Origin of the sequence: Catellatospora tritici, assembly GCF_019083965.1 — a bacterium.
GTDB classification, from domain to species: Bacteria; Actinomycetota; Actinomycetes; order Mycobacteriales; family Micromonosporaceae; genus Catellatospora; species Catellatospora tritici.
This window is the reverse complement of sequence record NZ_JAHRCY010000031.1, coordinates 49,553-74,055: the sequence shown is the minus strand read 5'-3', so window position 1 is coordinate 74,055 and position 24,503 is coordinate 49,553. Positions and strand designations below refer to the sequence as shown.

Here is a 24,503-nt window from a genome sequence, read left to right as displayed (position 1 = left end):
ATTCACCATGCCCATGAACAGGCGTTCTTTCGGTATCGCGGCTGCGGCTGTCTCGCTGGCGCTGGCCACGGCGGCCTGTGGCGGCGACGACACCGCCGCCGACGGCACCGCGCCGGCCACGGTCAAACTCGGCTACATCGGCGACTACAACGGCGCGAGCCTGCTGGCCATCGCGAACGAGAAGGGGCTGTGGCAGGCGCACGGCCTGGCGGTGGACGCGAAGGTGTTCACCAACGGTCCGCTGCAGATTCAGGCGATCGGCACCGGTGACCTGGAGTTCGGCTACATCGGACCGGGTGCGATGTGGCTGCCCGCCTCCGGTAAGGCCAAGGTCGTCGCGATCAACACCCTCGGCAACGCCGACCGGGTCATCGCCCAGCCGGGCATCACCTCGCTGGAGGGGCTGCGCGGCAAGACCGTGGGCGTGCCCGAGGGCACCTCCGGCGACATGATCCTCACCCTGGCGCTGACGAAGGCCGGGCTGACCAAGGCCGATGTCAAGATCGTGCCGATGGACGCGGCCACCATCGTGTCGGCGTTCTCGTCGAAGAAGATCGACGCGGCCGGGTTCTGGTACCCGGCGACGGCGACCATCAAGAAGCAGGTCCCCGACCTGGTGGAGCTGGCGAGGAACAGCGACTTCACCGATCGGGTGTCGTTCCCGACCGCGTTCGTGGCAGGCAACGACGTGGTGGCCAAGCAGCAGGACAAGACCAAGAAGGTGCTGGCGGTGCTGCGGGAGGCGATCGCGTTCCGGGTCGAGCACCCCGACCAGGCGGCCGAGTACACCGCGAAGCTGCTCAAAGTCAGTGTGGAGCAGGTCAAGGCGGACGCGGCGAACTCGCAGGCGATCCCGCTGGCCGACCTGGACCGCTTCACCGCCGACGGGACCATCGCCAAGTGGCTGACCGGCATGAACGAGTACTTCGTCGGGGCCGGCAAGCTGACCGGGGCGGTGGACCCGGCGGCGTACTACACCGGCGACCTGTTCACGGCGGCGGGCAAGTGACGCAGCGCCGCAACATCCTGTTCCTGATGACCGATCAGCACCGGGTGGACACGCTGGGCGCGTACGGCAGCCGGCTCGCGGGCACTCCGGTGCTCGACGAGCTGGCCCGTACGGGCACCCGCTTCGAGCGCTGGTACACCCCGACGGCGATCTGTGCCCCGGCGCGGGCGAGCCTGCTCACTGGGCAGGCCCCGTTTCGACACAAGCTGCTGGCCAACCACGAGCGCAACGTGGGCTACCAGGAGGATCTGCCCACCGACCAGTTCACCTTCTCGCAGGCGCTGCGCGAGCACGGGTACCAGGTGGGCCTGGTGGGCAAGTGGCACGTGGGCCACCACCGGCGCGCGGCCGACTACGGCTTCGACGGGCCGGACCTGCCGGGCTGGCACAACCCGGTGGACCATCCGGACTACCTGGGGTACCTGGCCGAGCGCGGGCTGCCGCCGTACGCGATCAGCGACCACGTCCGGGGCACGCTGCCCAACGGCGGCCCCGGCAACCTCCTGGCCGCCCGGCTGCACCAGCCGGTCGAGGCGACGTTCGAGCACTACCTGGCGACTCGCGCGATCGAGCAGCTGGAGCGGCACGCCGCCACCGGCGACCCGTTCTTCCTGCAGGTCAACTTCTTCGGCCCGCACCTGCCGTACATCCTGCCCGACGAGTACTTCGACCTGGTCGATCCGGCCGACGTCGAGCTGCCGCGCTCGATCGCGGAGACGTTCGCGGGCAAGCCGCCGGTGCAGCGCAACTACAGCGCGCACTGGACGTTCGACAGCATGCCGATCGAGACGACCCGCAAGCTGATCGCCGTCTACCACGGGTACGTGGCGATGATCGACGCCGAGATCGGCCGGATCACCGCCGCGATGGCCCGGCTTGGGCTGCACGACCACACCGCCGTCTTCTTCACCTGCGACCACGGCGAGTTCACCGGCGCGCACCGGCTGCACGACAAGGGCCCGGCGATGTACGAGGACATCTACCGCACGCCCGGTCTGCTGCGGGTGCCCGGCCATCCGGCGGGGCAGGTGCGCTCGGAGTTCGTCAGCCTGCTCGACTGCACCGCGACCATCCTGGACCTGGCCGGGATCGACCCGGCGCCTGCGGTCGACTCGCGCAGCCTGCTGCCGCTGACCGCCGGTGACACCGTCGACTGGCAGCCCGACATCGTGTGCGAGTTCCACGGCCACCACTTCCCGTACCCGCAGCGCATGCTGCGCACCGACCGGTACAAGCTGGTGATCAATCCGGACTCGGTCAATGAACTCTACGACCTGCGCACCGACCCGGACGAGCTGCTGAATCTGTACCCGCTGCCGGAACTGGCGCCGGTGCGCGCCGCGCTGCTGCGGCGGCTGTACCTACTGCTGGTCGAGCGCGGCGACAACTTCTACCACTGGATGACCTCGATGTACGAGGTCGGCGAGGTGTCCCACGACCCCACCCTGAGCGGCCTGGACGACGCGAGCTACCCGCCGGCGGCGAGTTCGCCCGAGACGCCATTCCCATAATTCCTATCGGGTTGCTATGGTATCGCGGTCACCGGCGACGCGACCACCGCTGCCATCCCTCAGGAGATCCATTCATGACCGTCCTGCCCCGACTGTCCCGCCGTACCCTGCTGGCTGCGCTCGCTGCGGCGCCCCTGTCCGCGACCATGCTCTCCGCCTGCGGTGACGACGAGCCCGCCGCCGCGGGCGGGCAGCCGCTGCGCATCGGCTACCAGCGCTTCGGCGGCCTCAGCCTGGTGAAGGCGCGCAACGCCGCCGACCCGAAGGCGACCTGGTCGCTGTTCGAGAGCGGCCCCGCGCTGACTGAGGGCCTGAAGGCCAAGTCGATCGACCTCGGTCAGACCGGCGAGGCCCCGCCGATCTTCGCCGCGGCCGGAAAGGTCGACTTCAAGATCATCGGAACCTCGGCGCCGGTGCCCAAGGGCGAGGCGGTCCTGGTGAAGCAGGCCAAGGGCTTCACCTCGTTCGCCGACCTCAAGGGCAAGTCCGTCGCCCTGAACAAGGGCTCCAACGTCAACTGGCTGCTGGTCAAGCTGCTGGAGAAGCACAAACTGACCCTGGACGACATCGAGGTCAAGTACCTCAAGCCCGCCGAGGCCCGGCCCGCGTTCGACAGCGACCAGGTCGACGCCTGGATCATCTGGGACCCGTACTTCGCGCTGGCCGAACAGCCGGGCGTCGCGGTCCTGGAGGACGCCACCGGTCTCGCCTCCAATCGCGAGTACCTGCTCGTCGACCCCGGCGCGCTGGAGCAGAAGACCGACAAGATCCGGGAGTTCCTGCAGCAGTACCGGACCGTCACCGACTGGGGCATCGCGCACCCCGCCGAGCGCGCGGCGGTGCTCGCGCCGGAACTGAAGATCGAACTGGACGTCACCACCCGGGCCCTGTCCCGCAGCGCCCAGCCGCTGGCCGCCGTGACCCCGGAGATCGGCGACGAACTGCAGGCCATCGCGGACGGGTTCGCCGAACTGAAGCTCATCCCCGAGAAGATCGACATCAAGTCGCGCGTCGATGGGCGCTTCGCCGAGGTGCTCAAGTGACTGCCATACCCGGGACGGCGGCCCCCGCCGCCGTCCCGGCCCTCGACGACGCCGCCCCGCCCGCCGCGCCCGCTCGCGGCGGCCCCCGCCGCTGGCAGCGCGCGGTCGCCCCACTGGTCCTGCTGGCGGTATGGGAGACCACCGCCCGCACCGGCCTGCTGCCGCCGGAGAAACTCCCCGCGCCCAGCGACGTGCTGCGCGCCGGATACACCCTGGCCGCCGACGGGACCCTCGCCACCCACCTGCTCGACTCCCTGCACCGAGCCGCCATCGGCCTGTCGATCGGCGCGGTGCTCGCCGTGGCCCTGGGCACCGTCGCCGGTCTGCTCCGCCTCGGCGAAGACGTGATCGACCCACCCGTGCAGATGGCCCGCATGCTGCCGCACCTGGCCCTGGTGCCCCTGCTCATCATCTGGATCGGCATCGGCGAGGAACTGAAGATCACCCTGGTCGCGCTGGGCAGCTTCTTCCCGATCTACTTCAACACCTACGCGGGCATCCGCGACATCGACGAACGCCTCGTGGAAGCCGCCCGCACCTGCGGACTGGGACAGCTCGCCCGGCTGCGCCACGTGGTGCTTCCCGGCGCGCTGCCCTCGCTGTTCCTGGGCCTGCGGCTGGCCATCGGCTCAGCGTGGCTGAGCCTGGTGGTGGGCGAACAGGTCAACGCCCAGTCGGGCATCGGCTTCCTGATGATGGAGGCCCGCGACTTCATGCAGACCGAGATCGTGGTGCTCGGCCTGGTCATCTACGCGCTGCTGGGACTGCTGTCGGACCTGTTGCTGCGCCTTGCCGAAAGGAGGGCCCTGACATGGCGTCGCGGCCTGAAGGCGACCTGACCCCGGTGCTGACCGCCGACGGTGTGCGGCGGGCCTTCGGTGACACCGTCGTGCTCGACGGCGTCGACCTCACGATCCGGCCGGGCGAGGTGGTGGCGCTGCTCGGCAGCAGCGGCTCCGGCAAGAGCACCCTGCTGCGCGTACTGCCGGACTGGACCCCGACGCCGCGGGCACCGTGCACCGGCCGACCCACCTCGCGGTGGTCTTCCAGGAGCACCGCCTGCTGCCCTGGAAGCGGGTCGTCGACAACGTCTCGCTCGGCCTGTCCGGCCCCGACGTCCGGACCCGGGCCGTGGCCGCCCTGGACGAGGTGGGCCTGCACGGGCGCGGTATGGCCTGGCCCGCCGAACTGTCCGGCGGCCAGGCGCAGCGGGTGGCCGTCGCCCGCGCGCTGGTCCGCCGACCGCGACTGCTGCTGCTCGACGAGCCGTTCGGCGCGTTGGACGCCCTCACCCGGCTGCGGATGCAGCAGCTGCTCACCCGGCTGCACGAGCAGCACGGCTTCGCGGCGCTGCTGGTCACCCACGACGTGGAGGAGGCGCTGCTGCTGGCCGACCGGACCGTCGTCCTCGAACACGGCCAACTCGTCGAATCGGTCGAGGTGCCGCTGACCCATCCACGTACGCCCGACGACCCGGCCTTCGGCGCGCTGCGACGGCACCTGCTGGGGCGGCTGGGCGTGTCGGTCTGAACGAGGCAGCCCGCCGCCCCGCCCCCCGGCGGGCGCGGGTCGCACCCCGGCAAAGGCGATCATCCGCAGTTCAGGAGGCACCATGGCCCACCGTCGCGCAGGCTCCACCTCGACCTGTTCCAGCTCCGGGCAGGCGGCCTCCGGTCGCCGCGCCCACGTCATCAGCGACGAGGCCGAATCGCTGGCCGTCGTGCTGGAGTTGGGCGGCGAACTCGCCGTGCGCCAGGAACCACGCGCGGGTCAGGACCGGCTGCGCGCCAGCGGTCTGCTCGCCATCACCGTGCCCGCCGCGCACGGCGGAGCCGATGTCGGCGACTTCGTCGGTGCCGAGGTGATCCGGCTGCTGGCCGCGGCCGACCGGGGACTGGCCGACAGCCTGCGGTGCCACCTCGACCACGTCGAGGCGCTGCGCCGCCGGGGCAGCACCGCCCAGCAGGTGTTCTTCTTCGCCGAGGTGCTCGCGGGCAGGCGCATCGGCGGCCGCCACGGCAGCGTCGACGCGCACCCGGCGGCGACCCGGCTCACCGTCGACGGACCCTGCCGCTACCGGCTGGACGGGACGGAGCGCGGCGGCGCCTCGACCTGGCTCGCCGACTGGATCGCCGTGCCCACGTGCGGAGACGACGGCGGCATCCACCTGGCATATGTGCCCGCGGGCTCGCCGGGCGTCGACGTCCTCGGCCACTGGCAGGGCGCGAACCGTCGCACTCGGGTCGGGGTGACCGTCCACCTGCGCGACGTGCTGGTTCCGGGCAGCCAGGTCATCCCGTCCGGCCCGGAGCCCGCCCGTGCCGAGCCGTCATACCCGGGAGCGCGGTGTCCCGCGCCGTATCCCCGCGATCGAGAGAAGTGACCCGATGAGTCTCACCTTCCACTGGTTCCTGCCCACCTACGGCGACAGCCGGTTCATCGTCGGAGGAGGTCACGGGCTGCCCGCCGGGGTGGCATCCGGCTCTCGGCCCGCGACCCGGGCGTACCTGGGCCAGATCGCCCGCACCGCCGAGCAGCTCGGTTTCGTCGGCGCGCTCACGCCCACCGGCGCCTGGTGCGAGGACGCGTGGTTGTCCACCGCGATGCTGACCGAGGCGACCGAGCGGCTGAAGTTCCTGGTGGCGTTCCGGCCGGGGCTGCTGTCGCCGACGCTGGCCGCGCAGATGGCGGCGACCTTCCAGCGGCACTCGGACGGGCGGCTGCTGCTCAACGTGGTGACCGGTGGAGAGGCGCACGAGCAGCGGGCGTACGGCGACTGGCTGGACAAGGACGCCCGCTACGCCCGCGCGGACGAGTTCCTGCACGTGGTGCGGTCGCTGTGGCGCGGTGAGAGCACCGACTTCAACGGCGAGCACATCCGGGTGGAGGGCGCGACCATCCCGCGCGTGCCCGACCCGGTGCCGCCGATCTACTTCGGTGGGTCCTCGGCCGCGGCCGGACCGGTGGCGGCCCGGCACTCCGACGTCTACCTCACCTGGGGCGAACCGCCCGCGCAGGTCGCGGCCAAGCTGGACTGGATGCGCAAGCTCGCCGCCGAGCAGGGCCGCGAGCTGCGCTACGGCATCCGGTTGCACGTGATCACCCGCGACACGGCCGAGGAGGCGTGGGCGCAGGCGGGCAAGCTGCTGGCGGGCATCAGCGACGCCGACATCGAGCGGGTGCAGGCGGGCCTGGCCCGCAGCGAGTCCGAGGGGCAGAAGCGGATGCTGGCGCTGCACGGCGGCAGCCGCGACCGGCTGGAGGTCGCGCCCAACCTCTGGGCGGGCGTGGGCCTGGTGCGCGGGGGCGCGGGCACGGCCCTGGTCGGCAGTCACACCGAGGTCGCCGACCGCATCGCCGAGTACGCGGAGCTGGGGATCAGCGAGTTCATCCTGTCCGGGCATCCGCACGTGGAGGAGGCGTACTGGTTCGGCGAGGGCGTGCTTTCGCTGCTGCGGGCGCGGGGTCTGTGGCGGCATCCGTTCGGCGGAGGCGCCGACGAAGTGCCGGACGTCCCGTTTGCCGTGGGCGGGTCCCGCTGACCGGTGACTCCGACGCCGACACCCGGCACCGCAGCCCGCCGGGCGGCTCGGTGGCCGCCGGGCCGCCCGCGCTGCGGCGCGACCGCTGGTGCCGGCGTCCGAGTGTCGGCTTCCACGCCCGAACAGACGCGGTGGCGTCCAGAGCTTGCGGACGCCACCGCGCGGTGGCTACGGGTTGCCGCTGCGGCAGCCGACGCCGCTGGTGTCGGTGGCGGACGCGCCCAGCGCGTCGACGACCAGTGCCTTGTACTGGTTGCCGCTGGTGGTCGAACATGACCAGTTGGTGAACGCCTTGTCGTCCTGCGAGGAGAAGTAGTTGCCGTTGTAGTACCAGCGGGTCTTGAACGGGCCGACGCCGCCGGTGATGGTGCGCTCGCAGAGCACGGCGTAGTGGCCGAGCGATTCGCAGGTCACGTCGACGGCCAGCACGGCTGCCTGGGCGGGTGCGGCCTGGACCACTCCGGCGGTGGCCAGGAGCGCGACGGTGGCGAGCCGGATCAGGGTGTGTGATCGGGTCATGCCCCGTACGATATCGATTGATGACGATGTAATCCAGGGTCGAGCGGGCCGGCACCCGCGGGAGGTGCCGGCCCGCTTCCGGCTGTCGGCGCGGTCGATTCGGTCGCGCGGCCAGAGTGTGGCGATGCCTGCGGGCTTCGGGTCAGGCCGCGAATTCGAGCACGGCGCTCGGCTGCCCGATGCCGCTCACGCCGAAGCTGTCGTCGGGCTGCCCGTCCGGGCCGAGCGCCACCACGTGCAGGGCGCAGCCGAAGAAGTTGCCGACGCAGTCCTGGCCGTCGCTGAGGAACCGGTACACCGCGACCGTGACGCGGAACGTGCCATCCGCCCGCAGCGGGACCGTGGCCAGCGGCAGCGCGCCGCCGCAGCCGCTGCCCTGGATGATCTGGAAGCAGCTCGCCTCGACGATCGTGACGTACCGGCCGGTGGAACCCTTGGCCGTTCCGGTCACCGTGACCCGTTGCCCGTCGGCCAGCCCCGCGGCGGGCGCGGCGGCGATGGTCGCGGGAGAGCCGGTGAAGTGCATGACGTCCGTGCCGACGGAGTGCATCCCCGCCCCGTCGGTCCACTCGAAGAAGTACCGGCAGCTGTCGGCCCGGCAGTAGACGGGGCTGGGGTCGCCGTACTCGTGGCTGCGGTAGACCGGGTCACGCGGGTTGAGCTGCACCGAGGCCCTGCCGGTCGCGGACGTCGTCACCGTCCACACGGCCGGGCAGCCGACCAGCCCGTCGCCGGTGTCATAGGTCTCCACATCGCACTGAACCACCGCGACCTCGGTGTGCGCGGGCAGGCCCGACGCGCTGACGGTGACCGTGGACGCTCTGGACAGTCCGAACCGCGGCTGCACGTGGGCCGTGGGCGGCCCGTCGAGCGCGGCGGCGGGACTGGACGCGACCAGGCCGCCGACAGCGACCAGCACCAGTACGGACAGCAGGGAGACAGGTTTCACGGTGGACCCTTCATGCGGACAACGGCTTCGAGCCCCCAGTCTGCGACATGCCTCGATGTTCGGATGTCACCTCGGCGACATGGGAGAACGGTCCACGATCGGTCGTTCGCCGCACGACCCAACGCATCCGATGCGCAAGTGGATGACGGATCCGCCCGTGACCTGGAAACGCCCGACCACGGGCGGCACCGTCCGGATGGACGGGAGGGTTACATCCGTTTCGTGATCGGGTATGGCGTGTCGGTCCGGGACGGTGGCGCCACGGTCGACACGGGATGGCTGAAGATACGCTGCCGTCCCGGCCAAGTGCCCGCCGCGACGGCAGCGTACCGTCAGCGCGTTCCGGATCGAATCTCATCACGCCGGGACAGGACAGTCAGGGGAGGCAGGGATGGGCCAGCCGCATCCCGGATCAGCACAGCAGGCGCGCAAGCTCGTCCTCGAACTGGGGCGCATGCTGTCCGACATCACGTCGGGGCGAGACGTCGCCGCGGTGCACCAGCGACTGCTGGACCAGTTCGACGCGGCCGACCACGACAGCCGGATCGATGCCGTGGAGGTCGGCCGGCGGGAGTTCACCCAGACCTGGACCGCGCTGCGCCAAGGACTCGCCCTACCGGCCGAGGCCTGGGAACAGGTGGTGCTGCCCGCCATCGTGGCGTTCAGCGACCCGGTGCACGGCAAGACCAATCTGGAGCTGGCCACGTCGTGCTGGCTGGCGGCGCGCGCCGCTGTCGACGCCGTGCCCGACTTCCCGACCGCGTCGGCGGAACTCGCCGCGCTCGAAGTCGGCGCGGCCGAGTCGGCGTCGGTCCGGTCCATGATGACCACGACCGTGCGGACGCCGATCGTGGAGTCGACACGCGCCGCCGCGCCGACGGCCGAGTCGGTCCCGACGCCTCGACCCCGTCGGCGCCGTACGCTGCTCGCGGTGGTCGCGGTCTCCGTCACCGCGGCTGCGGTCGTCGTCCTGCTGCTGGTCAACGGATCGGGTGGCGGTGACGGGCACACCGGGGTGCCCGCGGGGATGCCGATGCCCGCCCTGTCGGCCGGGGTCGTGGCGGCCAGCTCCGGCGCCCCGACCGTCCAGCTGCCGACCGCGCCGCCCACGGCCAGCCCGCAGCCGATGCCCATGATCACCGGCGAACCGACGCCGGAACCGGTCTGGAGTCCGTCGGCCCCGGCGAGCGCGGCACCGGGGGCGCCCTCGCCGGCGGCGCCGGTGCCGCCGTCCGCGCCGACCAACCTCACCGCCGTCGCCGCCGACGAGCACACCATCTGGCTGGCCTGGTCCGCCCCGGCCGACGGCGGCACGGGCGGCGTCTCCTACTACCGCATCCTGCGCGACGGCCAGTTCGTGGGCTGGACCCGCGCCACCAGCGTGACGATCGACGGCCTCGCGCCCGGGACGTCGTACACGTTCGCGATCGTGGCCTGTAACGCCGCTGGGCTGCAGTCGGGGCTGAGCAACCAGATCACGGCCATGACGGCGTCCCCGCCAGTGCCGTCGCCGTCGCCCGCCGCGCCGTCGCCGATCGAGCCGACGTCCGCTGAGCCGTCACCGCCGCCATCACCCTCGGAGGAGCCGCCGACGCCCAGCGAGTCGGCGTCGCCGACGACGGAACCGTCCCCGCTCGAGGCGCCGGAGGACCCGGAGGGCGACGGCGCTGCGTGAGAACCGTCCGAGGTGACCGCCGCTGCCGGCGGCGGTCACCTCGGGGCGTCAGAACAGCAGCGGTCGCAGGTGTTCAGCCTCGATCACCTCGGTACGCAGACCCAGCGCGCGGACCACATCCCTGACCCGGGTGGCGGCCGTACGGTCGACCGTGGCGGGCAGGTTCGGGTCGTCGTACCCGGTGACCATGTCGTCGTGGTGCACCGGAATGACGTACCTGGGGCCACCCAGGACGGTCAGCAGGCGCTCCAGGTAATGATGCAGCGAGCTGTAGTCGGTCATGCAGAGGGCGACCACGTCGGGGCGTAGCCCGGACAGCTCCCGCGCCACGAAGTTGGTGCCGCCGAACAGCAGCACCTTGAGCCGGTCCCGGACGGTCACGTGGTAGGCCAGCGTGCCGCCCTCGACCAGGTCGTTGATGCTGGTCGGGGCGGCCGGTGGCGCGACCCGGGTGCCGGGGGCGAAGAAGCCGTAGCCCAGCGACTGGCTGTGCAGGCTGCGGATCACCTGCACCCGGCCCGTGACCGTGGGCGCTGCTCCGCGGCCTAGGCCACCCGGTCGGTGGTCAGCGGGCCGAACATGACGTCGTCGTGCTTGCGGCGGACCAGCACTGACTCCAGGGCGACCCGGCCGTGATACTTCCGGCTGCCAAGACCGCTGGATCGTCCACTTGCCCCGGTCGACGCCGCCCCGTTGACTTCCGGTATGGCCGCCGACGACGTGCCCGAGCCGCTGCCCCGCGCACCGCAACCCAGTCCAGCACCCGCCGTCGAGGGCGCGGCGCTGCCCCTCGATCCGCTCGACGCGACCGCCGCGCTGCCCCTCGACCCGACCGAATCTGTGCTGCCGCCCGATCGGACCGTGGCCGAACCGCCGTCGACCACCGCGCCCACGATGCACCGCGTCGTCGCCCAGCGCCGCTGGCCGCAGCGTCGAGCACCGCGCCCGCCCGCGCGGACGTCCCGGCGCCACGAGCTGGTGGTCGCCATCGCGATCGGCGTCGCCACCATCACCGGCGCCACCGTCACCTATTTCTCGCTGCAGCGCGACTCCGCCGCCGCCGACCTCGACCAGCAGGCCGTCATCGAGACCGTGCTCGTGCACCAGAAGCTGACCTCCGCCCGCGCCCAGACGCACGCCTTCAGCGGCATGGCCACCCGGTACCGGCACATGCTCGCCGACGCCGACGTCAGCGAACTCACCGATCCGCGTGAGGCCGAGGTCGCCCGGCAGTTGGCGCGCAGCTTCCGCATCCGGACCGGTATCGACCAGTTCCTGCACGGCACGGACGCGACCACGCGCTTCGACACCGACGCGCAGTACCAGGCGGCGCTGCACCAGTTCGACCTGTTCGCGATCGCCGACGCCCAGCCCGACGCCACCGCCGCCCGCGCCGACGCCCAACGTGACATCTCGCGACGGCTCAACATCAGCGTCGTCGGCCTGCTCGGCGTCGTGGTGCTGCTCACCTTCGCCCGCGTCGCCCGGCGCCGACCGGTCCGCGTCGCCCTGCTCATGGTCTCCGCCCTCGGATATCTCGGCGCCGTCACCGCCGCCGTGGTCGCCGCTGTATGACCGGCACCGACCCGTACCCCACCGCCTCCGGAGACGCCGTGCCCGACCTCGACCTCGAGCCCACCGATCCCGAGCCCACCGACGCCGAGTTCGACCACGAACTCGACACCGCGTTCAAGCGACGGTTGGCCGTCTCGGTCGCGCTCATCGCGCTGCTGGGCGGGCTGGTCGGTTTCGCGGCGGCCGACGCGGGTGCCCGGCAGGCCACCGTCGGACGCGAGGCGCAGCGCTCCTCGGTGCTGGCCCTGGCCGACCAGAACAGCGCCCAGGACGCCTTCTACGAGGACGCCGCCAACTACATGGAGGTCTCGACGATCGCCCGGCGCGGCGACATCGCCGAGATCACCGCGGAGCTGCTCGGCGACCCGAAGGCCGCCGCCGACGCGAAGACCTGGCGCGCGGCCGCCACCAAGGTCACCGATGTGTCCAAGGTGCTGACCGACGCGGCCTACGAGCGGCGCCACGACCGGCTGTGGGACGAGCTGATGGAAGGCCCCAACACGGCCACGCTGCGCCAGCAGGCCGCGCAGCTGCACGCCGGCGCCTGGGGTGACAAGTCCGACCTGTACATCGCCGTGGTCACCCTGCTCGCCGTCGCGCTGACCCTGCTGGGCCTGGCCCTGACCGTCGCACCCGGGGTACGGCGCTATCTCATCTGGCCCGCCGTCGTCATCGTGACGGCCTGCACCGCCACCAGCGTGGTGGTGGCGGTGCAGCCCGCCGACCGGGTGCCGGAGGCGGCCATCGCGGCGGTCATCGCCGGTGACCACGCCGCCGCCAGGCGCGACTTCGTGCAGGCGGTCGCCGACTACAGCCGGGCCATCGCCGCGTACGGCGACTACACCATCGCCTACCAGCGCCGTGCCCAGGCCCGCCAGCTCGCCGACAGCCCCGAGGGGCAGAGTTCCACGTTCGTGTTCAGCGCCAGCAGCAAGCAGGCCCGCGAGGCCGCCGCCGCCGACCTGCTGCACGCCATCGACCTCGGCGGCGACGACTTCGCGACCACGGCCGGCCTCGGCGCCATCTACTTCCACCTGGAGGACTACCGGCGGTCGGAGGACTACTCCCGCCAGGCCATCGCGCGCAACGCGAACCTGCCCATTCCGTGGATCAACCTCACGCTCGCCCTGCTCGGGCAGCGACGTGAGGGCGCGGCCACCGACACGCTCCGGCGCGGTCTGGAGGTCACCCGGGCCCGGCCCTACCTCGAGGAGCGGCGCGAGACCTTCGCCAGCATGCGGGCCACCCTGGAGACGCTGGCCGGGCAGCAGCCCGACCTGGAACCCGCGGTCCGCCGCCTACAGGCGATGACGGTGGCGTCCCAGGCCGAGATGGAGGTGCCCGGCAACGCCGTGGCCGCCCCGACCGCGGAGATCTCGGGGCTGGGCGCTACCTCGGCGGGCTCGATCCTCACGGTGCGCTACCAGCTGCGGCACATCCCGCGTGGCGCCAAGGTGTCCGTGGTGGTCAACCATCGGGCGCAGGGCGTGCAGGGGTGGAGCGAGCTGGCCAACCAGAGCGTGCACACCGCCTGGATCGCCGACGAGTCGGCGCAGTTCATGCCGTACCAGGTGACGCTGTTCATGTCCGGTTGCCGTACCTCGGGGGAGTATCGGGTCAGCTTCTACGCCGACGGGCGGCTGCTCGGGGCGACCGTGGTCGGACAGGAGCAGTCCCCGCTGACGATGAAGCCGTACGGCGACTGGGTCGGCGGGATCGAGCTGTGCCGGCCGGATACCTGGCAGCTGACCGACACCGTCAGCGGCGCCGTCGACCTGTCCGCACCGGACGGGCTGCGCCGTCTGTCGATCCGGTCGGTGCCGCTGACCGGCGGGTACCAGACCGACGTCGAGCGCGGACAGCTCGTCGGGAAGGTGGCCGACCGGCTGATGCGGGCGATGTCGGCGAAGGCGACCGTCACCGGCACCGCCGAGCAGCAGATCAACTCGTTGCCCGGGACGGCCCGCTTCCTGCGCGTGTCACCCACCGAGGACGGCATCGTGTGGGTGTCACTGGCCGCCGACGGGATGCTGCGTACCGTGTCGGCGCGGATGCCGACCGGCGCCGCCGGGGAACTGGGACAGCTCATGACCCGGCTGCGGTTCGTGTACTGAAGCCGGGTCAGCCCGGACGGGTCGGGAACGCCCCCAGCGCCCGACCCGCCTCGGTGTCGACGACCAGCACCCGATCCTCCTGGTCCCACACGGCGAGCCGGCCCCGGTGGGCGTGCAGCCCACCCAGCCCGGCGACCGCGGTGAGCTGGACCAGCTCGCCGCTGCCGGCGCCGACGGAGATCCGGTCGCCGTCGACGAGGGCGTACACCCGCTCGTTTCCGTACAGCGTGACCTCGTCGCCCCTGGTGCTGAGCTCGCTCCAGCGGTGCTCGCGCAGCATCCGGACCCGGCCGCCGAACTGGGCGACGAGTTCGCCGGTGGCCAGCAGCACCGCCTGGTGGACGCCGTCCAGGTCCACCGGCGGCCGTCGGCGCAGCATCACCTGGGGCAGGTCCCACTGCCACAGCTCGGTCCGCCGGTCGCCGGGCGGGGTGACCAGCGCCGCCATCGAGGTCGCCGAGCGTGCGAACAGGTGCAGCGGGTGCCGGCCGTCCAGCTCACGCCACGTGACGCGGGGCGGCCCGTCGACGGCGGCGAACACGATGCCGTCGCCGTCGGCGTAGGTCAGTTGATGGCCGTCGTATGACGACGGCAGCCGCTGGGCGCGCAACGTCGTCCACCGCCGCACGGTTCGGGCGGCCAGGTCGAGGCGGTGCAGCTCGGTGGCGCCCTCGGCGGCGGAGGCCACGAGCACGTGCGTGCCGCTGTCGGCGGGGATCAGCCGGTGTGCGGGCACGTCCCAGCGGGCGACGACGCGCCCGTCGGGGCGAACCAGCCGCAGACCGTGGCCACCGTGGGCGAGCAGGACCAGCGTGTTCGACAGCGCGACGGCGTCGTGCACGGGCAGCTGTCCCGCTCGGCCCGACGGCATGGGCAGGGCGAGTGCCTGCCGCGCGGGCGGGACGGCCACCGGGGGCAGGTCGGCGACGGCCAGCGCGTCGGCCCGGTCGCTCAGCGCGTCGCGGGTACGGCGTCCGTTGGCGAGAGTGCCGTCACGGGTGAGGCGACGTACAGCCGCGGTGGCGATCCTGCGGTCGGCCGACGCCGTGGCGGCGCGCACCGTCCCGAAGACGTCGAGGAACGCCGAACGCGCCGGATCGAGCGCCGGATCCTCCCGCTCCAACAGGGCCAGCGCGGGTTCGGCGGCTGTCGGGTCGAGGCTGAGCAGATAGGCCAGGGCCGCCGCGCCGACCGGGCCGCCGGTCGCCATCGCGGCCTGGATGTCCGCGACGGCGGCCGGGCGCAGCGACGGGTCGGGCCAGGCGGCGGCGATCGCGCCGAGCGGATCCCCGGCCTCGCGGCGCGACCGTGCCCACGCGGTGCGCAGCTCCCGCGCCAGGGCCGGATCGGCCGGGCCGAGGCGGTCGAGTACCTGCGCGAACGCGCCACGCGCGAGGGCGATGTCGACCGCCCGACGACGGTCCCCGGCCCGCCACCACGCGCGCACCACGAGCGCGGTCTCCAGCTTGCGCCCCTCGGCCAGCTCGGCGGCGGTGCGGAACCGATCATGGCGTTCCAGCAACTGCACTGCCTCGGCCGGGGCGTCGAGCAGGTCGGCCAGCACGTACGCGGCCTTGTCGACCTCCCCGGCGCGTTCCAGTGCGACGGCCGCCTCGCGATACACCCCGCCGAACAAGTCGTCGATGTTGGCGACGGCCAGCCCGCGCCCGCCGGTGCGGCCTTCGGGCGTGGCCGCGAGCACGCCCTGCCAGCCGCGCGGCAGTCCGAACGCGAGCGCCTGACTCAGCCCGCCCAGCGGTACGGCCGCGCGCAGCGCCCGTTCCCAGTCCCGCGCGGCGAACGCCCGGTGCACCTGCCGCAGGTAGGCGAGATGCCGGCGGCGCAGCATCGCCCCGGCCGGTCCGAGCATCGTCAGCCGCGCGGCCAGACGCCGCCACAGCGGTTCACGACCCGCACCGTCGCGCCGCCTTCCGCCGCTCGTCCGGCCCGTCGCCTGGCCGCTCGCCCGGCCGGTCGCCTGGTCGGTTCCGACCGGTTCGGGGCGGACCGCGCGGACGATGCCGAACATCAGTCCCACCACGATCGCGGCGACCAGTCCCGGCGATACGCCGCCCGCCACCACCATGCTCACCGCGAGCCCGGCCACCGCCACGACGACGACGATCGCGACAACCGTGGCCGACACCACGAACAGCGCGTTCACGGCGCGAACGACCCGGGTGCCGCCGCGCGGGACACCGGTCGGTGCGGCGGGCACCCCCGCCGCCGCGCGCAGCCGGACCGTCGGCTGGGGCGGTTCCGGGAGCGGATCCGGTTCGGGAGCGGGGACATCGAGGGGCGCCAGCCGGTACGACGTCACCTCGCCGAGGTCCACGCCCACCTCGATCTCGGGCAGCTCGTCGAGCCGGTGTCGCACGCCGTGCGCCAACAGCACCTCCCGCGGCCCTGGACTGCCGTCCACTCCATACCCGGCGAGGCCGCCGCCGCGGGCGGTCAGCGGTTCGCCCAGGGCACGGTCGCCGCGCACCCGGACCGGCGTACCCAGCTCCAGCAGCCAGCGTCCGTCATGCAGCTCGCGCAGCACCGTCCCCGGCTGCCACAGCTCGGCCACCCGGGACCACGCCTGCGCCGACCCGATCAGCCGGGGGTCGAGCACGAAGCCCACGGCGGTCACGTAGGTGGTCACGACAGCCGCCATTCCCGCAGGACCCGGTCGGTGTCCAGGTCGGCCACGGCGACGGTGCCGTCCGGCCGGGTGACCGCGAGCCAGGGACGGCTGGGGTGCAGCGAGGGCCGGGGCCCGCCGAAGGACCAGCGCGTCAGTGTACGGGTGGCGCGTTCGGTCACCTGCCGCACGATGTGACCGCCGGACGACAGCGCGACGGCCGACAGCTCACCGCGGATCAGGGTCACGCCCAGCACGTCGCCGCCGACCGACCCGAACTCGTGTCCGCCGAAGGTCTGCCAGCGCACGCCCCCGTCGTAGGTCCAGGCGAACGCCCCCGCTTCGTCCGGTGCCAGGATCGCCGGGGAGGTGAGCTCCGGTCGGCCGTCGATGCGCAGGCGCTCGCCGACCCGCCGGGCGAACAACGGGGCGACGCCGGGCCGTGAGCGTGCCGCGACGATGTCGGTCGGCTCCACGGCACCCGCGGCCGTCAACCGCCGCCAGCTTCGGTCGCCGCCCGGATGGTGCGGGAAACCCGCTCGGCCCGCGACGAACTCGGCGAACACGGCGTGCTCGTGGACATACACCGGTGTCAGCGGACCGTCCGGATCGCACGGCAGGCCGTCGGTCGACCACCGAGCGGCGGTCAGCTCCGGCAGCGGCTTTCCCGCGATCTCCAGGCACAGGCGGCCGTCCCGGCTGTGCACCAGCGCCAGCACCCGGCGGCCCTGCCGCCACGCGGTCACCACCGGACCGGTGAACCGATGCTGGCGCATCCGTCCGTCCAGCACCGGCGCCGCCACGATCGTGCGGTCGTCGCCGCCCCGTGCGAGCAGCGTGCTGCCGGTGTCGGGGAACACCGGCAGACGCAACGGAGCACGGTCGGTCTTCGTGGTCGCCGCCGCGGGCCCAACCTGGCGCGGGGTGGCGAAACCCTTGCCGCGCAGCACCCGGACCGCCAGCTCCGGCGTGGGAAGGGCCAGGGCGAACCGGCGCCCGGCGTAGCCGACCCGCACGTCGGCGACGCCCGAGTCGGTCCAGGTGCCCTCCTCGTACGTCACCGTGCGTCGATGGCCGACCTCGGCCGTCGCGCCGGGCGCGGTCAGCAGCCAGGTCTGCTCCGGCAGGTCGGCCAACAGCGCCCGCACCCGGGCCGGGTCCGGGAGCTGATGCTCACGCGCCTTGACCAAGGCGCGCACCACCTGGTCGAGCGGGCCGCCGAACGTCGCGGCCCCATCCGGGCGCAGCACGCGCAGCTCGAACGCCGCACCCTGTTCGGTCGCGCGCCGGTGCAGCACCAGCAGCGTCGCCAACTGCGCCAGGCGCGGCGCGCCCCACAGCCGGGGTCCACAGTCGACGACCGCCACCACGCTGCCCGACGGTGCGGGCTGCCGGGCGGCCTGGGCCAGGTATGTCAGTTCCCCGGTCACCGCGCGGCGCAGGAACTCCTCGGGCAGCTCCGTGGCGAGCAGCCACTCGGAGGCGAGCATTCGGTCCGGGTGCCCGCGCGTGGACAGGCCGTCGTACCCGTCGGGCTCGCCACTGTCAGCCCCGGCGAGATCGTCAGCGGCGATCAGCCCGGTGATCCGGCGGACCCATGGGCCCAGCGCCACCGCCACGTCCGCATACAGCACCGACAGCTGCTCCGACCACGGTGCCAGCGCGGCGGGCAGGCCGGTCACCGGGCCGTCTCCAGCGCGCGCAGCCGCGCCAGGTCCACCGGCCCGCGCGGCAGTGGTCCGGCCAGCAGCGCTTCGGGCAGCAGCACCACCAGATCCTCGCGGCAGCGGCGGCGCGCCTCCCGGGCCGCCAGCTCGGGCGGCACGTCGGGCCGCAGCATCGTCGGCAGCAGCACCCCTGACTCCCAGCCCAGGTAGCGCACCTGCGGTGCCCACGGCAGGTCGCCCTGATCGCCGAGGACCAGCAGCCAACCGGCACCGGCACCGGCACGCAGCCTCGCCGCGGCCGGATGCTCTTGCACCCGCGCGGCCAACCCCGCGACCGCCGACCCGGTGGCCAGCACGGCCGCCGGCACCAGCGGCGGCTCCCGGGGCAGCCACGCCGTCACGGCCAGGCCGACGGTCACGGCGCGACCAGGTCGACGAGCCGTCCGCGTACGTCTCGCAGCTGCTCAGGCAGGTCGTCGGCGGCAAACCCGGCGTCGATCTCGCGTAGCGTCGCCTCCAACCGCAGCCGGTCGTCGCGCGTCGGCGCGGCCCCGTCCAGCTGCACCAGCAGGCGCCGTCCGGCGGCGGCCAGCCGCTCTGCGCGGGCCAGCGGGCCGCGCGAGTACTCCTCCGCCGCGTGCCCGAGCGTGCCGCTGACCGAGGACGCCAGCAGGTCGGCGAGCACCTGCCGGGCCCGCTCCTGATCCTGCTCGGTCGGCGCGGCCAGCGGCAGCACCCACAGCTCGGCCGGACCGGCCGCCTGCCGCCCATCGAGCACCGCCGCGGCCGCGACCAGGCGCTGGACGCGCACCGCGCGCCGGTCGCTCAACCCGATGCCCGCCTCACGCAGGCGGCGCAGCGCGGTGGCCAGCAGCGGCCGCACCGGGCCGAGCTCGCACCGGCGCGCTGCCGAGGCGAGCCGGTCGACCGCGGCCATCACCCCGGGGCCGAGCGGTGCGTCGGAGCCGCCCCAGCCGCGTTCGAGCAGCTCCTCCAACCCGGCGTCGGAGACCGGGCGTACGTACAGGCGGGCCAGGAACCGGTCGGCGAAGGCGAGCAGTGCCGGGTCGTCGGGCAGGGTGTTGGCGGCGCCCACGCACACCCGCAACGGGCTGGCCACCTCGGTCGCGCCCCGGCGGAACACCCGCTCGTTCAGCAGGCCCAGCAGCGTGTTGAGGATCGCGGTGGAGCCCGTGAACACCTCGTCGAGGAACGCGATCTCGGCCGTGGGCAGCATGCCCGCGGTCTCGTACGCCATCACGCCGTCGCGCAGTCGCCGCAGGTCGACCGGGCCAAAGATCTCGTTCGGTTCGGTGAACCGGCCGATCAGGTACTCGAAGTACGCCCCGCCCAATTGGGTCGCGGCGGCGCGGACGGCGGCCGACTTGGCGGTGCCGGGCGGGCCGACGACGAGCAGGTGTTCACCGGCGACCGCGCACAGCGCCACGACCTCGGCGATCAGCTCGCGCTCCACCAGCGACGACCGGGCGGCCGTGATGGCGGCCCGGACTGCCTGCGCGTCGTCGGAAACCTGCTCAGCGGGGGTGAGGGTCACCGGGGGAGTATAGGGAATCGATCATCGGATCTCCGCTGCGCGATGCGGCACCGGCACCGACCGGAGCCGACGGGCGGCGGCCTCCCGCCCGGCACGACCACCACCTCCGGTCGAGCCACTGGTCGCTGGGCGGTCCGGTCGACCACACCGGACCGTCCGGCCCGATGCCGCCGCGGTCAGGGTCGGCGCGGGACGGCCGGCTAGCCGCCGAGGTAGGCGCGCAGCGTGTGTGCGTCGGGTGCGGTTGCGGTGACCAGGCTCGCCGGTCCGGTCGCCAGCGGCACCAGCACCGCGGTCGGGCCGACGGTCCGGGCCGCGGGCATCGGCTCGTCCGGCGCCACCCGCAGCAGCGAGCCGGTGGCCTTGGCGCCGCCGAGCACCGCCGGTCCGTCCCAGCCGATCGAGGCGGGACCGATGGCCATGGACTGGCGCAGCAGCGGCCGCCCCGCGTACGTCACCGACGTCTCGATCACCGCGTCGCCGGGTGCCTCGTCGTGCCGCCCGCAGACGAGTTCCTCCCGCCACACCAGGCGCGCGCCCTCGGCCAGCTCGACCGTCGACGCCGACACGTGGTTGCAGCCACGTGCCGCCACGAGCTGCTCGGGCAGCCAGTCGAGGCTGCCCCCGGCGGCGACGGTCACCGTGACCGTCAACCGGGACGCGGCGGTGACGCGTGACGGCAGCGCGACCGATGCGGCCACGCTGTGCAGCCGCAGCGCGGCCCCCGGGCCGACCTCGACCTCCAGCCGCAGGTCGTCACCGGCCAGCGGTCCGGCCGCCGCCCCGACCAGGTGCACCACGGCGGGGCCGGTCGGGGCGGGGGTGTGCCGCAGGATCAGCGGCGGCTCACCGCGTACCTGCGCGAGCCGGGTGCCGCCGCGGCTGTCGGCCACAGCGGTCACCCGGGCCAGTGCCCGCATCAGCGCACCACCTCAGTGCGCCAGGGCGTGGTCGTGGCCACGGCTGTGCGCGACCAGGTGGCGTACCCAGTCGGCGACCGGTGTGGCCAGCTTGTCCTGCGAGATCGACAGGAAGATCGTCGGCAGGTCGCCGCGACGGGCACGGGCGTCGCGGTCCATCACCGACAGATCGGCCCCGACCAGCGGCGCCAGGTCCGTCTTGTTGATGACCAGCAGGTCGGAGGTGGTCACCCCGGGCCCGCCCTTGCGCGGCACCTTGTCGCCCCCGGCCACGTCCACCACGAAGATCTGCTGGTCGATCAGGCCCTTGCTGAAGGTGGCGGTGAGGTTGTCGCCGCCGCTCTCGACCAGCACCAGGTCCAGCGGGCCCAGCCGCTGCTCCAGTTCCTCGACCGCGTCGAGGTTGGCGGAGATGTCGTCCCGGATGGCGGTGTGCGGGCAGCAGCCGGTCTCCACCGCCATGATCCGCTCCGGGTCGAGCACCCCGGCCCGCTTGAGGAAGTCGGCGTCCTCGGTGGTGTAGATGTCGTTGGTGACGACCGCCAGCCGCAGCTCGGTCGACAGCGCCCGGCACAGCGCCGCGACCAGCGCTGTCTTGCCCGACCCGACCGGCCCGCCGATGCCGACGCGCACCGCGCGGTCGAGCACGGGCAGCGGCGGGTGCGGGTCGACCCCGGGTTCGGGGTGGGTGTGCGGAACGGTCTCGTCGTGGTCAACTCGCAAAGAGACGCACCTCCCAGGTGGCGTGCAGTTCGGCGGAGATGTCGGCCAGCGGGGCGCTGTGCGACGGAAGTTCGGCGGGCGGTTTGTGCGCCAGCGCGGCGGCGGCCGTCGCGACGGCGTCGCAGTCGGGTGCGAGCAGCGCCAACTGCCGCTGCACCTGGTACGGGTCGAGCCCCAGCAGCCGCACCGCCGCGCTGGCCGGGCCGGTGACCACCTGGAACACCGCGATCTGCGCCGCCTGCTCGGCGCTGAGCCCCGCCGCGGCCGCCACCACGCCCAGCATGATCGCCTGATGCGGTCCGTCCGGATGCGACGGCAGGGCGGCGTAGAGCTCCGACGGCCACGTCGCCCGACCGGCGCGCAGCAGCGCCCGGCCCTGCCGTCGGCTCGCCAGCCGCAGCGCCGGCGACACCGTCCGCGCCTCCAACTCCCCATCCAACTGAGTAAGGAAGGGCACCTTCTTATCGTTATCTGATGTGGAAGGGCCCCTTCCCAACCTCCCGGAGGGCGAGCGGGCGGCGTGGTGGGCGGCGGCGGCGAAGGCGGCGGTGACCGGCCCGGCCGTGTGCAGGCGGCCGCGCAGGAACGCGGTCACCCCGGCCAGGTCGGTCACCCGACCGGCGGCCACCGCCGCCTCCAGCCCGCTGGAGTGGGCGTGACCGCCGCTCGGGAACCGCCCGTCGGACAGCAGCAGGTACGCGGTGTCCATGGTCAGAACAGGAAGTACCGCTGGGCCATGGGCAGTTCGGTGGGCGGGTCGGGCTCGACCACCTGCCCGTCGACCCGGACGGTGAACGTGTCCGCGTCGACGGTGATGTGCGGCATGGCGCCGTTGTGCGGCAGGTCGGCCTTGGTACGTGAGCGCACGTCCCCAACCGGCACCATGCGGCGCCGGATGTCCAGCTCCAGCCCGGCCTCGATCGCCGCCGGGGCGACGAACGCGACGCTGGTCTTGGCGGCGGCCACGCCGTACGCGCCGAACATGGGGCGGGGCAGGATCGGCTGCGGGGTGGGGATGGACGCGTTGGCGTCGCCCATCTGCGCCCACGCGATCAGGCCGCCCTTGATGACGGCGTGCGGCCGTACGCCGAAGAACGCCGGGTCCCACAGCACCAGGTCGGCCAGCTTGCCCGGCTCCACCGACCCGATCTCGGCCTCCAGCCCGTTGGCCATCGCCGCGCAGATGGTGTACTTCGCGACGTACCGCTTGGCGCGGGCATTGTCGGCGGCGCCGTCGCCGGGCAGCGCCCCGACCCGGGCCTTCATCACGTGCGCGGTCTGCCAGGTCCGCATGACGACCTCGCCGATGCGGCCCATCGCCTGCGAGTCCGACCCGATGATCGAGATCGCGCCGAGGTCGTGCAGCAGGTCCTCGGCGGCCATCGTGGACGGCCGGATCCGGCTCTCCGCGAACGCCAGATCCTCGGGCACCGCCGCGTTCAGGTGGTGGCACACCATCAGCATGTCCAGGTGCTCGGCCAGGGTGTTGCGAGTGTACGGCCGGGTCGGGTTGGTCGACGACGGCAGCACATGGGGCAGGCTCGCCACCGTGATGATGTCGGGCGCGTGCCCGCCCCCGGCCCCCTCGGTGTGGTACGAGTGGATCGCCCGCCCGTTGATCGCCGCCAGGGTGTCCTGCACGAACCCGGCCTCGTTCAGCGTGTCGGTGTGGATCGACACCTGCACCCCGGACGCGTCGGCCACCCGTAGGCACGCGTCGATCGCCGCCGGGGTGGTGCCCCAGTCCTCGTGCAGCTTGAACCCGCCCGCCCCGGCCCGCAACTGCTCCCACATCGCCTCCTCGGAGACGGTGTTGCCCTTGCCCAGCAGCAGCACGTTCACCGGGAACGTGTCCAGGGCCTCGTGCATGCGGGCCAGGTGCCAGGCGTTGGCGGTGACGGTGGTGGCCTTGGTGCCCTCGGCCGGTCCGGTGCCCCCGCCGACCAGTGTGGTCACCCCGCCCGCCAGGGCCTCGGCCACCAGTTGTGGGCAGATGAAGTGCACGTGCGTGTCGACCGCGCCCGCGGTGAGGATCTTCCCGTTGCCCGCGATGACCTCGGTGGCCGGGCCGATGACCAGCTCCGGGTGCACGCCTGGCATGGTGTCGGGGTTGCCCGCCTTGCCGATGGCGACGATCCGGCCGTCACGGATGCCGATGTCGGCCTTGACGATGCCCCAGTGGTCCAGCACCACCGCGCCGGTGATGACGGTGTCCAGGGCGCCCTGGGCGCGGGTGGCCCGGGACTGGCCCATCGACTCGCGGATCACCTTGCCGCCGCCGAAGACGACCTCATCGCCGCCCGCGCAGTGGTCGGCCTCGACCTCGATCAGGAGGTTGGTGTCGGCCAGCCGGATCCGGTCGCCGGTGGTGGGGCCGTAGAGCGCGGCGTAGCGCTCGCGACTGACGACGCTCACAGCGCTCCCATCCGTCGGTGACCGCGGTGCTCACCGGGTCGCATGTCGCCGTTCACAGCTCTCCTCCGCACTCGCCGCGCAGGCCGGGCACGATCCGGGCGCCGGCCAGCGGCACCAGCTCGACCTCTCGCGATACCCCCGGCTCGAACCGCACCGCGGTCCCGGCGGGCACGGCCAACCGCTGGCCCCACGCCGCCTGCCGGTCGAACGACAGGCCCGGGTTGGCCTCGGCGAAGTGGTAGTGCGAGCCGACCTGCACCGGCCGGTCGGCCGTGTTGGTCACCAGCAGCACGGTCACCGGGCGGTCGGCGTTGAGCTCGACCCCGCCCTGCCCGTGCAGCACCTCGCCGGGGATCACCGGATCGGGTGGTGCACCGTCACCAACTTGGTGCCGTCCGGGAACGTCGCCTCCACCTGCACCTCCTTCAGCATCTCGGGGACGCCCGGCAGGACGTCGTCTCGGGTGAGCACCTGCGCGCCCGTCTCCATCAGCTCGACCACCGTGCACCCGTCGCGGGCGCCCTCCAGCAGGAAGCGGGTGATGATCGCGACGGACTCCGGGTAGTTGAGCAGCAGCCCACGGGCGCGACGCCGCTCGGCGACGTCGGCGGCCACGTGGATGAGCAGCCGTTCCTGCTCATGCTGGGTGAGGAACATGGA

23 protein-coding genes and 1 pseudogene are annotated in these 24,503 nt (G+C 73.1%); 11 read left to right on the top strand and 13 right to left on the bottom strand.

Features of this window, described 5'->3' with window-relative positions; all coding sequences use genetic code 11:
* The first annotated feature begins 13 nt into the window (after nucleotides 1-13).
* From KUA19_RS38480 to KUA19_RS38450, 8 genes and pseudogenes are all read left to right on the top strand, one after another.
* Complete coding sequence (locus KUA19_RS38480; protein ID WP_217404291.1) at nucleotides 14-1,009, top strand: aliphatic sulfonate ABC transporter substrate-binding protein; 996 nt, start codon at nucleotides 14-16, stop codon at nucleotides 1,007-1,009.
* Nucleotides 901-2,520 (top strand): sulfatase family protein, encoded by a 1,620-nt coding sequence (locus tag KUA19_RS38475; RefSeq protein WP_443623192.1) that lies wholly within the window; start codon nucleotides 901-903, stop codon nucleotides 2,518-2,520. The genes KUA19_RS38480 and KUA19_RS38475 overlap by 109 nt, the downstream gene beginning before the upstream one ends.
* Nucleotides 2,521-2,594: 74 nt before the next feature.
* Entirely contained in the window at nucleotides 2,595-3,563 is a 969-nt protein-coding gene (locus KUA19_RS38470; RefSeq protein WP_217404288.1) for an aliphatic sulfonate ABC transporter substrate-binding protein, read from the top strand.
* Nucleotides 3,560-4,402, top strand: a complete 843-nt coding sequence (locus KUA19_RS44830; RefSeq protein WP_308167887.1) for an ABC transporter permease — start codon at nucleotides 3,560-3,562, stop codon at nucleotides 4,400-4,402. Before KUA19_RS38470 ends, KUA19_RS44830 begins: the two co-directional genes overlap by 4 nt.
* Nucleotides 4,399-4,548 (top strand): annotated as a pseudogene (locus tag KUA19_RS45265) (ATP-binding cassette domain-containing protein); the annotation flags it as partial. The gene KUA19_RS44830 and the pseudogene KUA19_RS45265, both read left to right, overlap by 4 nt.
* 29 nt (nucleotides 4,549-4,577) lie before the next feature.
* Nucleotides 4,578-5,093, top strand: coding sequence for an ATP-binding cassette domain-containing protein (locus tag KUA19_RS38460; protein ID WP_308167886.1), 516 nt, complete (start codon nucleotides 4,578-4,580; stop codon nucleotides 5,091-5,093).
* A gap of 82 nt (nucleotides 5,094-5,175) precedes the next feature.
* Entirely contained in the window at nucleotides 5,176-5,946 is a 771-nt protein-coding gene (locus KUA19_RS38455) for an acyl-CoA dehydrogenase (RefSeq protein ID WP_217404286.1), read from the top strand.
* Nucleotides 5,947-5,950: 4 nt separating this feature from the next.
* A complete protein-coding gene (locus KUA19_RS38450) occupies nucleotides 5,951-7,105 on the top strand; it encodes an LLM class flavin-dependent oxidoreductase (RefSeq protein WP_217404284.1) in 1,155 nt (384 codons plus the stop codon).
* A gap of 168 nt (nucleotides 7,106-7,273) precedes the next feature.
* Here KUA19_RS38450 and KUA19_RS38445 read toward each other — a convergent pair whose 3' ends face one another.
* Both KUA19_RS38445 and KUA19_RS38440 read right to left on the bottom strand, forming a co-directional pair.
* Nucleotides 7,274-7,624: a hypothetical protein gene (locus KUA19_RS38445; RefSeq protein ID WP_217404282.1), complete on the bottom strand. Its 351-nt coding sequence runs from the start codon at nucleotides 7,622-7,624 to the stop codon at nucleotides 7,274-7,276.
* A 142-nt stretch (nucleotides 7,625-7,766) separates the two neighbouring features.
* On the bottom strand, nucleotides 7,767-8,573 hold the full coding sequence (locus KUA19_RS38440; RefSeq protein WP_217404280.1) for a hypothetical protein: 807 nt from the start codon (nucleotides 8,571-8,573) through the stop codon (nucleotides 7,767-7,769).
* A gap of 391 nt (nucleotides 8,574-8,964) precedes the next feature.
* Here KUA19_RS38440 and KUA19_RS38435 point away from each other — a divergent pair, with 391 nt between their 5' ends.
* Entirely contained in the window at nucleotides 8,965-10,248 is a 1,284-nt protein-coding gene (locus tag KUA19_RS38435; protein ID WP_217404278.1) for a fibronectin type III domain-containing protein, read from the top strand.
* A 48-nt stretch (nucleotides 10,249-10,296) separates the two neighbouring features.
* On the opposite strand, the gene KUA19_RS38430 is transcribed toward KUA19_RS38435, so the two are convergent.
* Entirely contained in the window at nucleotides 10,297-10,761 is a 465-nt protein-coding gene (locus KUA19_RS38430; protein WP_217404276.1) for a hypothetical protein, read from the bottom strand.
* 192 nt (nucleotides 10,762-10,953) lie between these two features.
* On the opposite strand from KUA19_RS38430, the gene KUA19_RS38425 reads away from it, so the two are divergent.
* Both KUA19_RS38425 and KUA19_RS38420 read left to right on the top strand, forming a co-directional pair.
* Complete coding sequence (locus KUA19_RS38425; RefSeq protein ID WP_217404274.1) at nucleotides 10,954-11,823, top strand: hypothetical protein; 870 nt, start codon at nucleotides 10,954-10,956, stop codon at nucleotides 11,821-11,823.
* On the top strand, nucleotides 11,820-13,937 hold the full coding sequence (locus KUA19_RS38420) for a tetratricopeptide repeat protein (protein WP_217404272.1): 2,118 nt from the start codon (nucleotides 11,820-11,822) through the stop codon (nucleotides 13,935-13,937). Before KUA19_RS38425 ends, KUA19_RS38420 begins: the two co-directional genes overlap by 4 nt.
* Nucleotides 13,938-13,944: 7 nt before the next feature.
* Here the strand turns inward: KUA19_RS38420 and KUA19_RS38415 are convergent, their stop codons facing one another.
* The 10 genes from KUA19_RS38415 to KUA19_RS38370 all read right to left on the bottom strand — a co-directional run bounded on the left by KUA19_RS38415 (nucleotide 13,945) and on the right by KUA19_RS38370 (nucleotide 24,500).
* Nucleotides 13,945-16,584, bottom strand: a complete 2,640-nt coding sequence (locus KUA19_RS38415; RefSeq protein WP_217404270.1) for a bpX6 domain-containing protein — start codon at nucleotides 16,582-16,584, stop codon at nucleotides 13,945-13,947.
* Nucleotides 16,581-18,245: a hypothetical protein gene (locus KUA19_RS38410; protein WP_217404268.1), complete on the bottom strand. Its 1,665-nt coding sequence runs from the start codon at nucleotides 18,243-18,245 to the stop codon at nucleotides 16,581-16,583. Before KUA19_RS38410 ends, KUA19_RS38415 begins: the two co-directional genes overlap by 4 nt.
* The gene (locus KUA19_RS38405; RefSeq protein ID WP_217404266.1) at nucleotides 18,242-18,649 is read right to left on the bottom strand and encodes a bpX5 domain-containing protein; all 408 of its coding nucleotides are present in this window, start codon (nucleotides 18,647-18,649) and stop codon (nucleotides 18,242-18,244) included. The genes KUA19_RS38410 and KUA19_RS38405 overlap by 4 nt, the downstream gene beginning before the upstream one ends.
* Nucleotides 18,646-19,785, bottom strand: coding sequence for an AAA family ATPase (locus KUA19_RS38400; protein ID WP_217404264.1), 1,140 nt, complete (start codon nucleotides 19,783-19,785; stop codon nucleotides 18,646-18,648). The genes KUA19_RS38405 and KUA19_RS38400 overlap by 4 nt, the downstream gene beginning before the upstream one ends.
* Nucleotides 19,786-19,985: 200 nt before the next feature.
* Nucleotides 19,986-20,705 (bottom strand): urease accessory protein UreD, encoded by a 720-nt coding sequence (locus KUA19_RS38395; RefSeq protein ID WP_217404262.1) that lies wholly within the window; start codon nucleotides 20,703-20,705, stop codon nucleotides 19,986-19,988.
* Between the two features lie 12 nt (nucleotides 20,706-20,717).
* Complete coding sequence (gene ureG / locus KUA19_RS38390; protein ID WP_217404260.1) at nucleotides 20,718-21,428, bottom strand: urease accessory protein UreG; 711 nt, start codon at nucleotides 21,426-21,428, stop codon at nucleotides 20,718-20,720.
* Entirely contained in the window at nucleotides 21,418-22,137 is a 720-nt protein-coding gene (locus KUA19_RS38385; protein ID WP_217404258.1) for an urease accessory protein UreF, read from the bottom strand. Before KUA19_RS38385 ends, ureG begins: the two co-directional genes overlap by 11 nt.
* Before the next feature lie 2 nt (nucleotides 22,138-22,139).
* A complete protein-coding gene (locus KUA19_RS38380) occupies nucleotides 22,140-23,843 on the bottom strand; it encodes an urease subunit alpha (RefSeq protein WP_217404256.1) in 1,704 nt (567 codons plus the stop codon).
* Between the two features lie 52 nt (nucleotides 23,844-23,895).
* The gene (locus KUA19_RS38375) at nucleotides 23,896-24,201 is read right to left on the bottom strand and encodes an urease subunit beta (protein ID WP_217404254.1); all 306 of its coding nucleotides are present in this window, start codon (nucleotides 24,199-24,201) and stop codon (nucleotides 23,896-23,898) included.
* Complete coding sequence (locus KUA19_RS38370) at nucleotides 24,198-24,500, bottom strand: urease subunit gamma (protein WP_217404252.1); 303 nt, start codon at nucleotides 24,498-24,500, stop codon at nucleotides 24,198-24,200. The genes KUA19_RS38375 and KUA19_RS38370 overlap by 4 nt, the downstream gene beginning before the upstream one ends.
* Between the last annotated feature and the right edge of the window lie 3 nt (nucleotides 24,501-24,503).

Bases quoted from the DNA above. Each gene is read 5' to 3' on its own strand.
- KUA19_RS38480 (WP_217404291.1), top strand. From the start codon at position 14: ATGAACAGGCGTTCTTTCGGTATCGCGGCTGCGGCTGTCTCGCTGGCG.
- KUA19_RS38450 (WP_217404284.1), top strand. From the start codon at position 5,951: ATGAGTCTCACCTTCCACTGGTTCCTGCCCACCTACGGCGACAGCCGG.
- KUA19_RS38385 (WP_217404258.1), bottom strand. From the start codon at position 22,137: ATGGACACCGCGTACCTGCTGCTGTCCGACGGGCGGTTCCCGAGCGGC.
- KUA19_RS38445 (WP_217404282.1), bottom strand. From the start codon at position 7,624: ATGACCCGATCACACACCCTGATCCGGCTCGCCACCGTCGCGCTCCTG.
- KUA19_RS38470 (WP_217404288.1), top strand. From the start codon at position 2,595: ATGACCGTCCTGCCCCGACTGTCCCGCCGTACCCTGCTGGCTGCGCTC.
- KUA19_RS38425 (WP_217404274.1), top strand. From the start codon at position 10,954: ATGGCCGCCGACGACGTGCCCGAGCCGCTGCCCCGCGCACCGCAACCC.
- KUA19_RS38395 (WP_217404262.1), bottom strand. From the start codon at position 20,705: ATGCGGGCACTGGCCCGGGTGACCGCTGTGGCCGACAGCCGCGGCGGC.
- KUA19_RS38455 (WP_217404286.1), top strand. From the start codon at position 5,176: ATGGCCCACCGTCGCGCAGGCTCCACCTCGACCTGTTCCAGCTCCGGG.
- KUA19_RS38435 (WP_217404278.1), top strand. From the start codon at position 8,965: ATGGGCCAGCCGCATCCCGGATCAGCACAGCAGGCGCGCAAGCTCGTC.
- KUA19_RS38420 (WP_217404272.1), top strand. From the start codon at position 11,820: ATGACCGGCACCGACCCGTACCCCACCGCCTCCGGAGACGCCGTGCCC.
- KUA19_RS38370 (WP_217404252.1), bottom strand. From the start codon at position 24,500: ATGTTCCTCACCCAGCATGAGCAGGAACGGCTGCTCATCCACGTGGCC.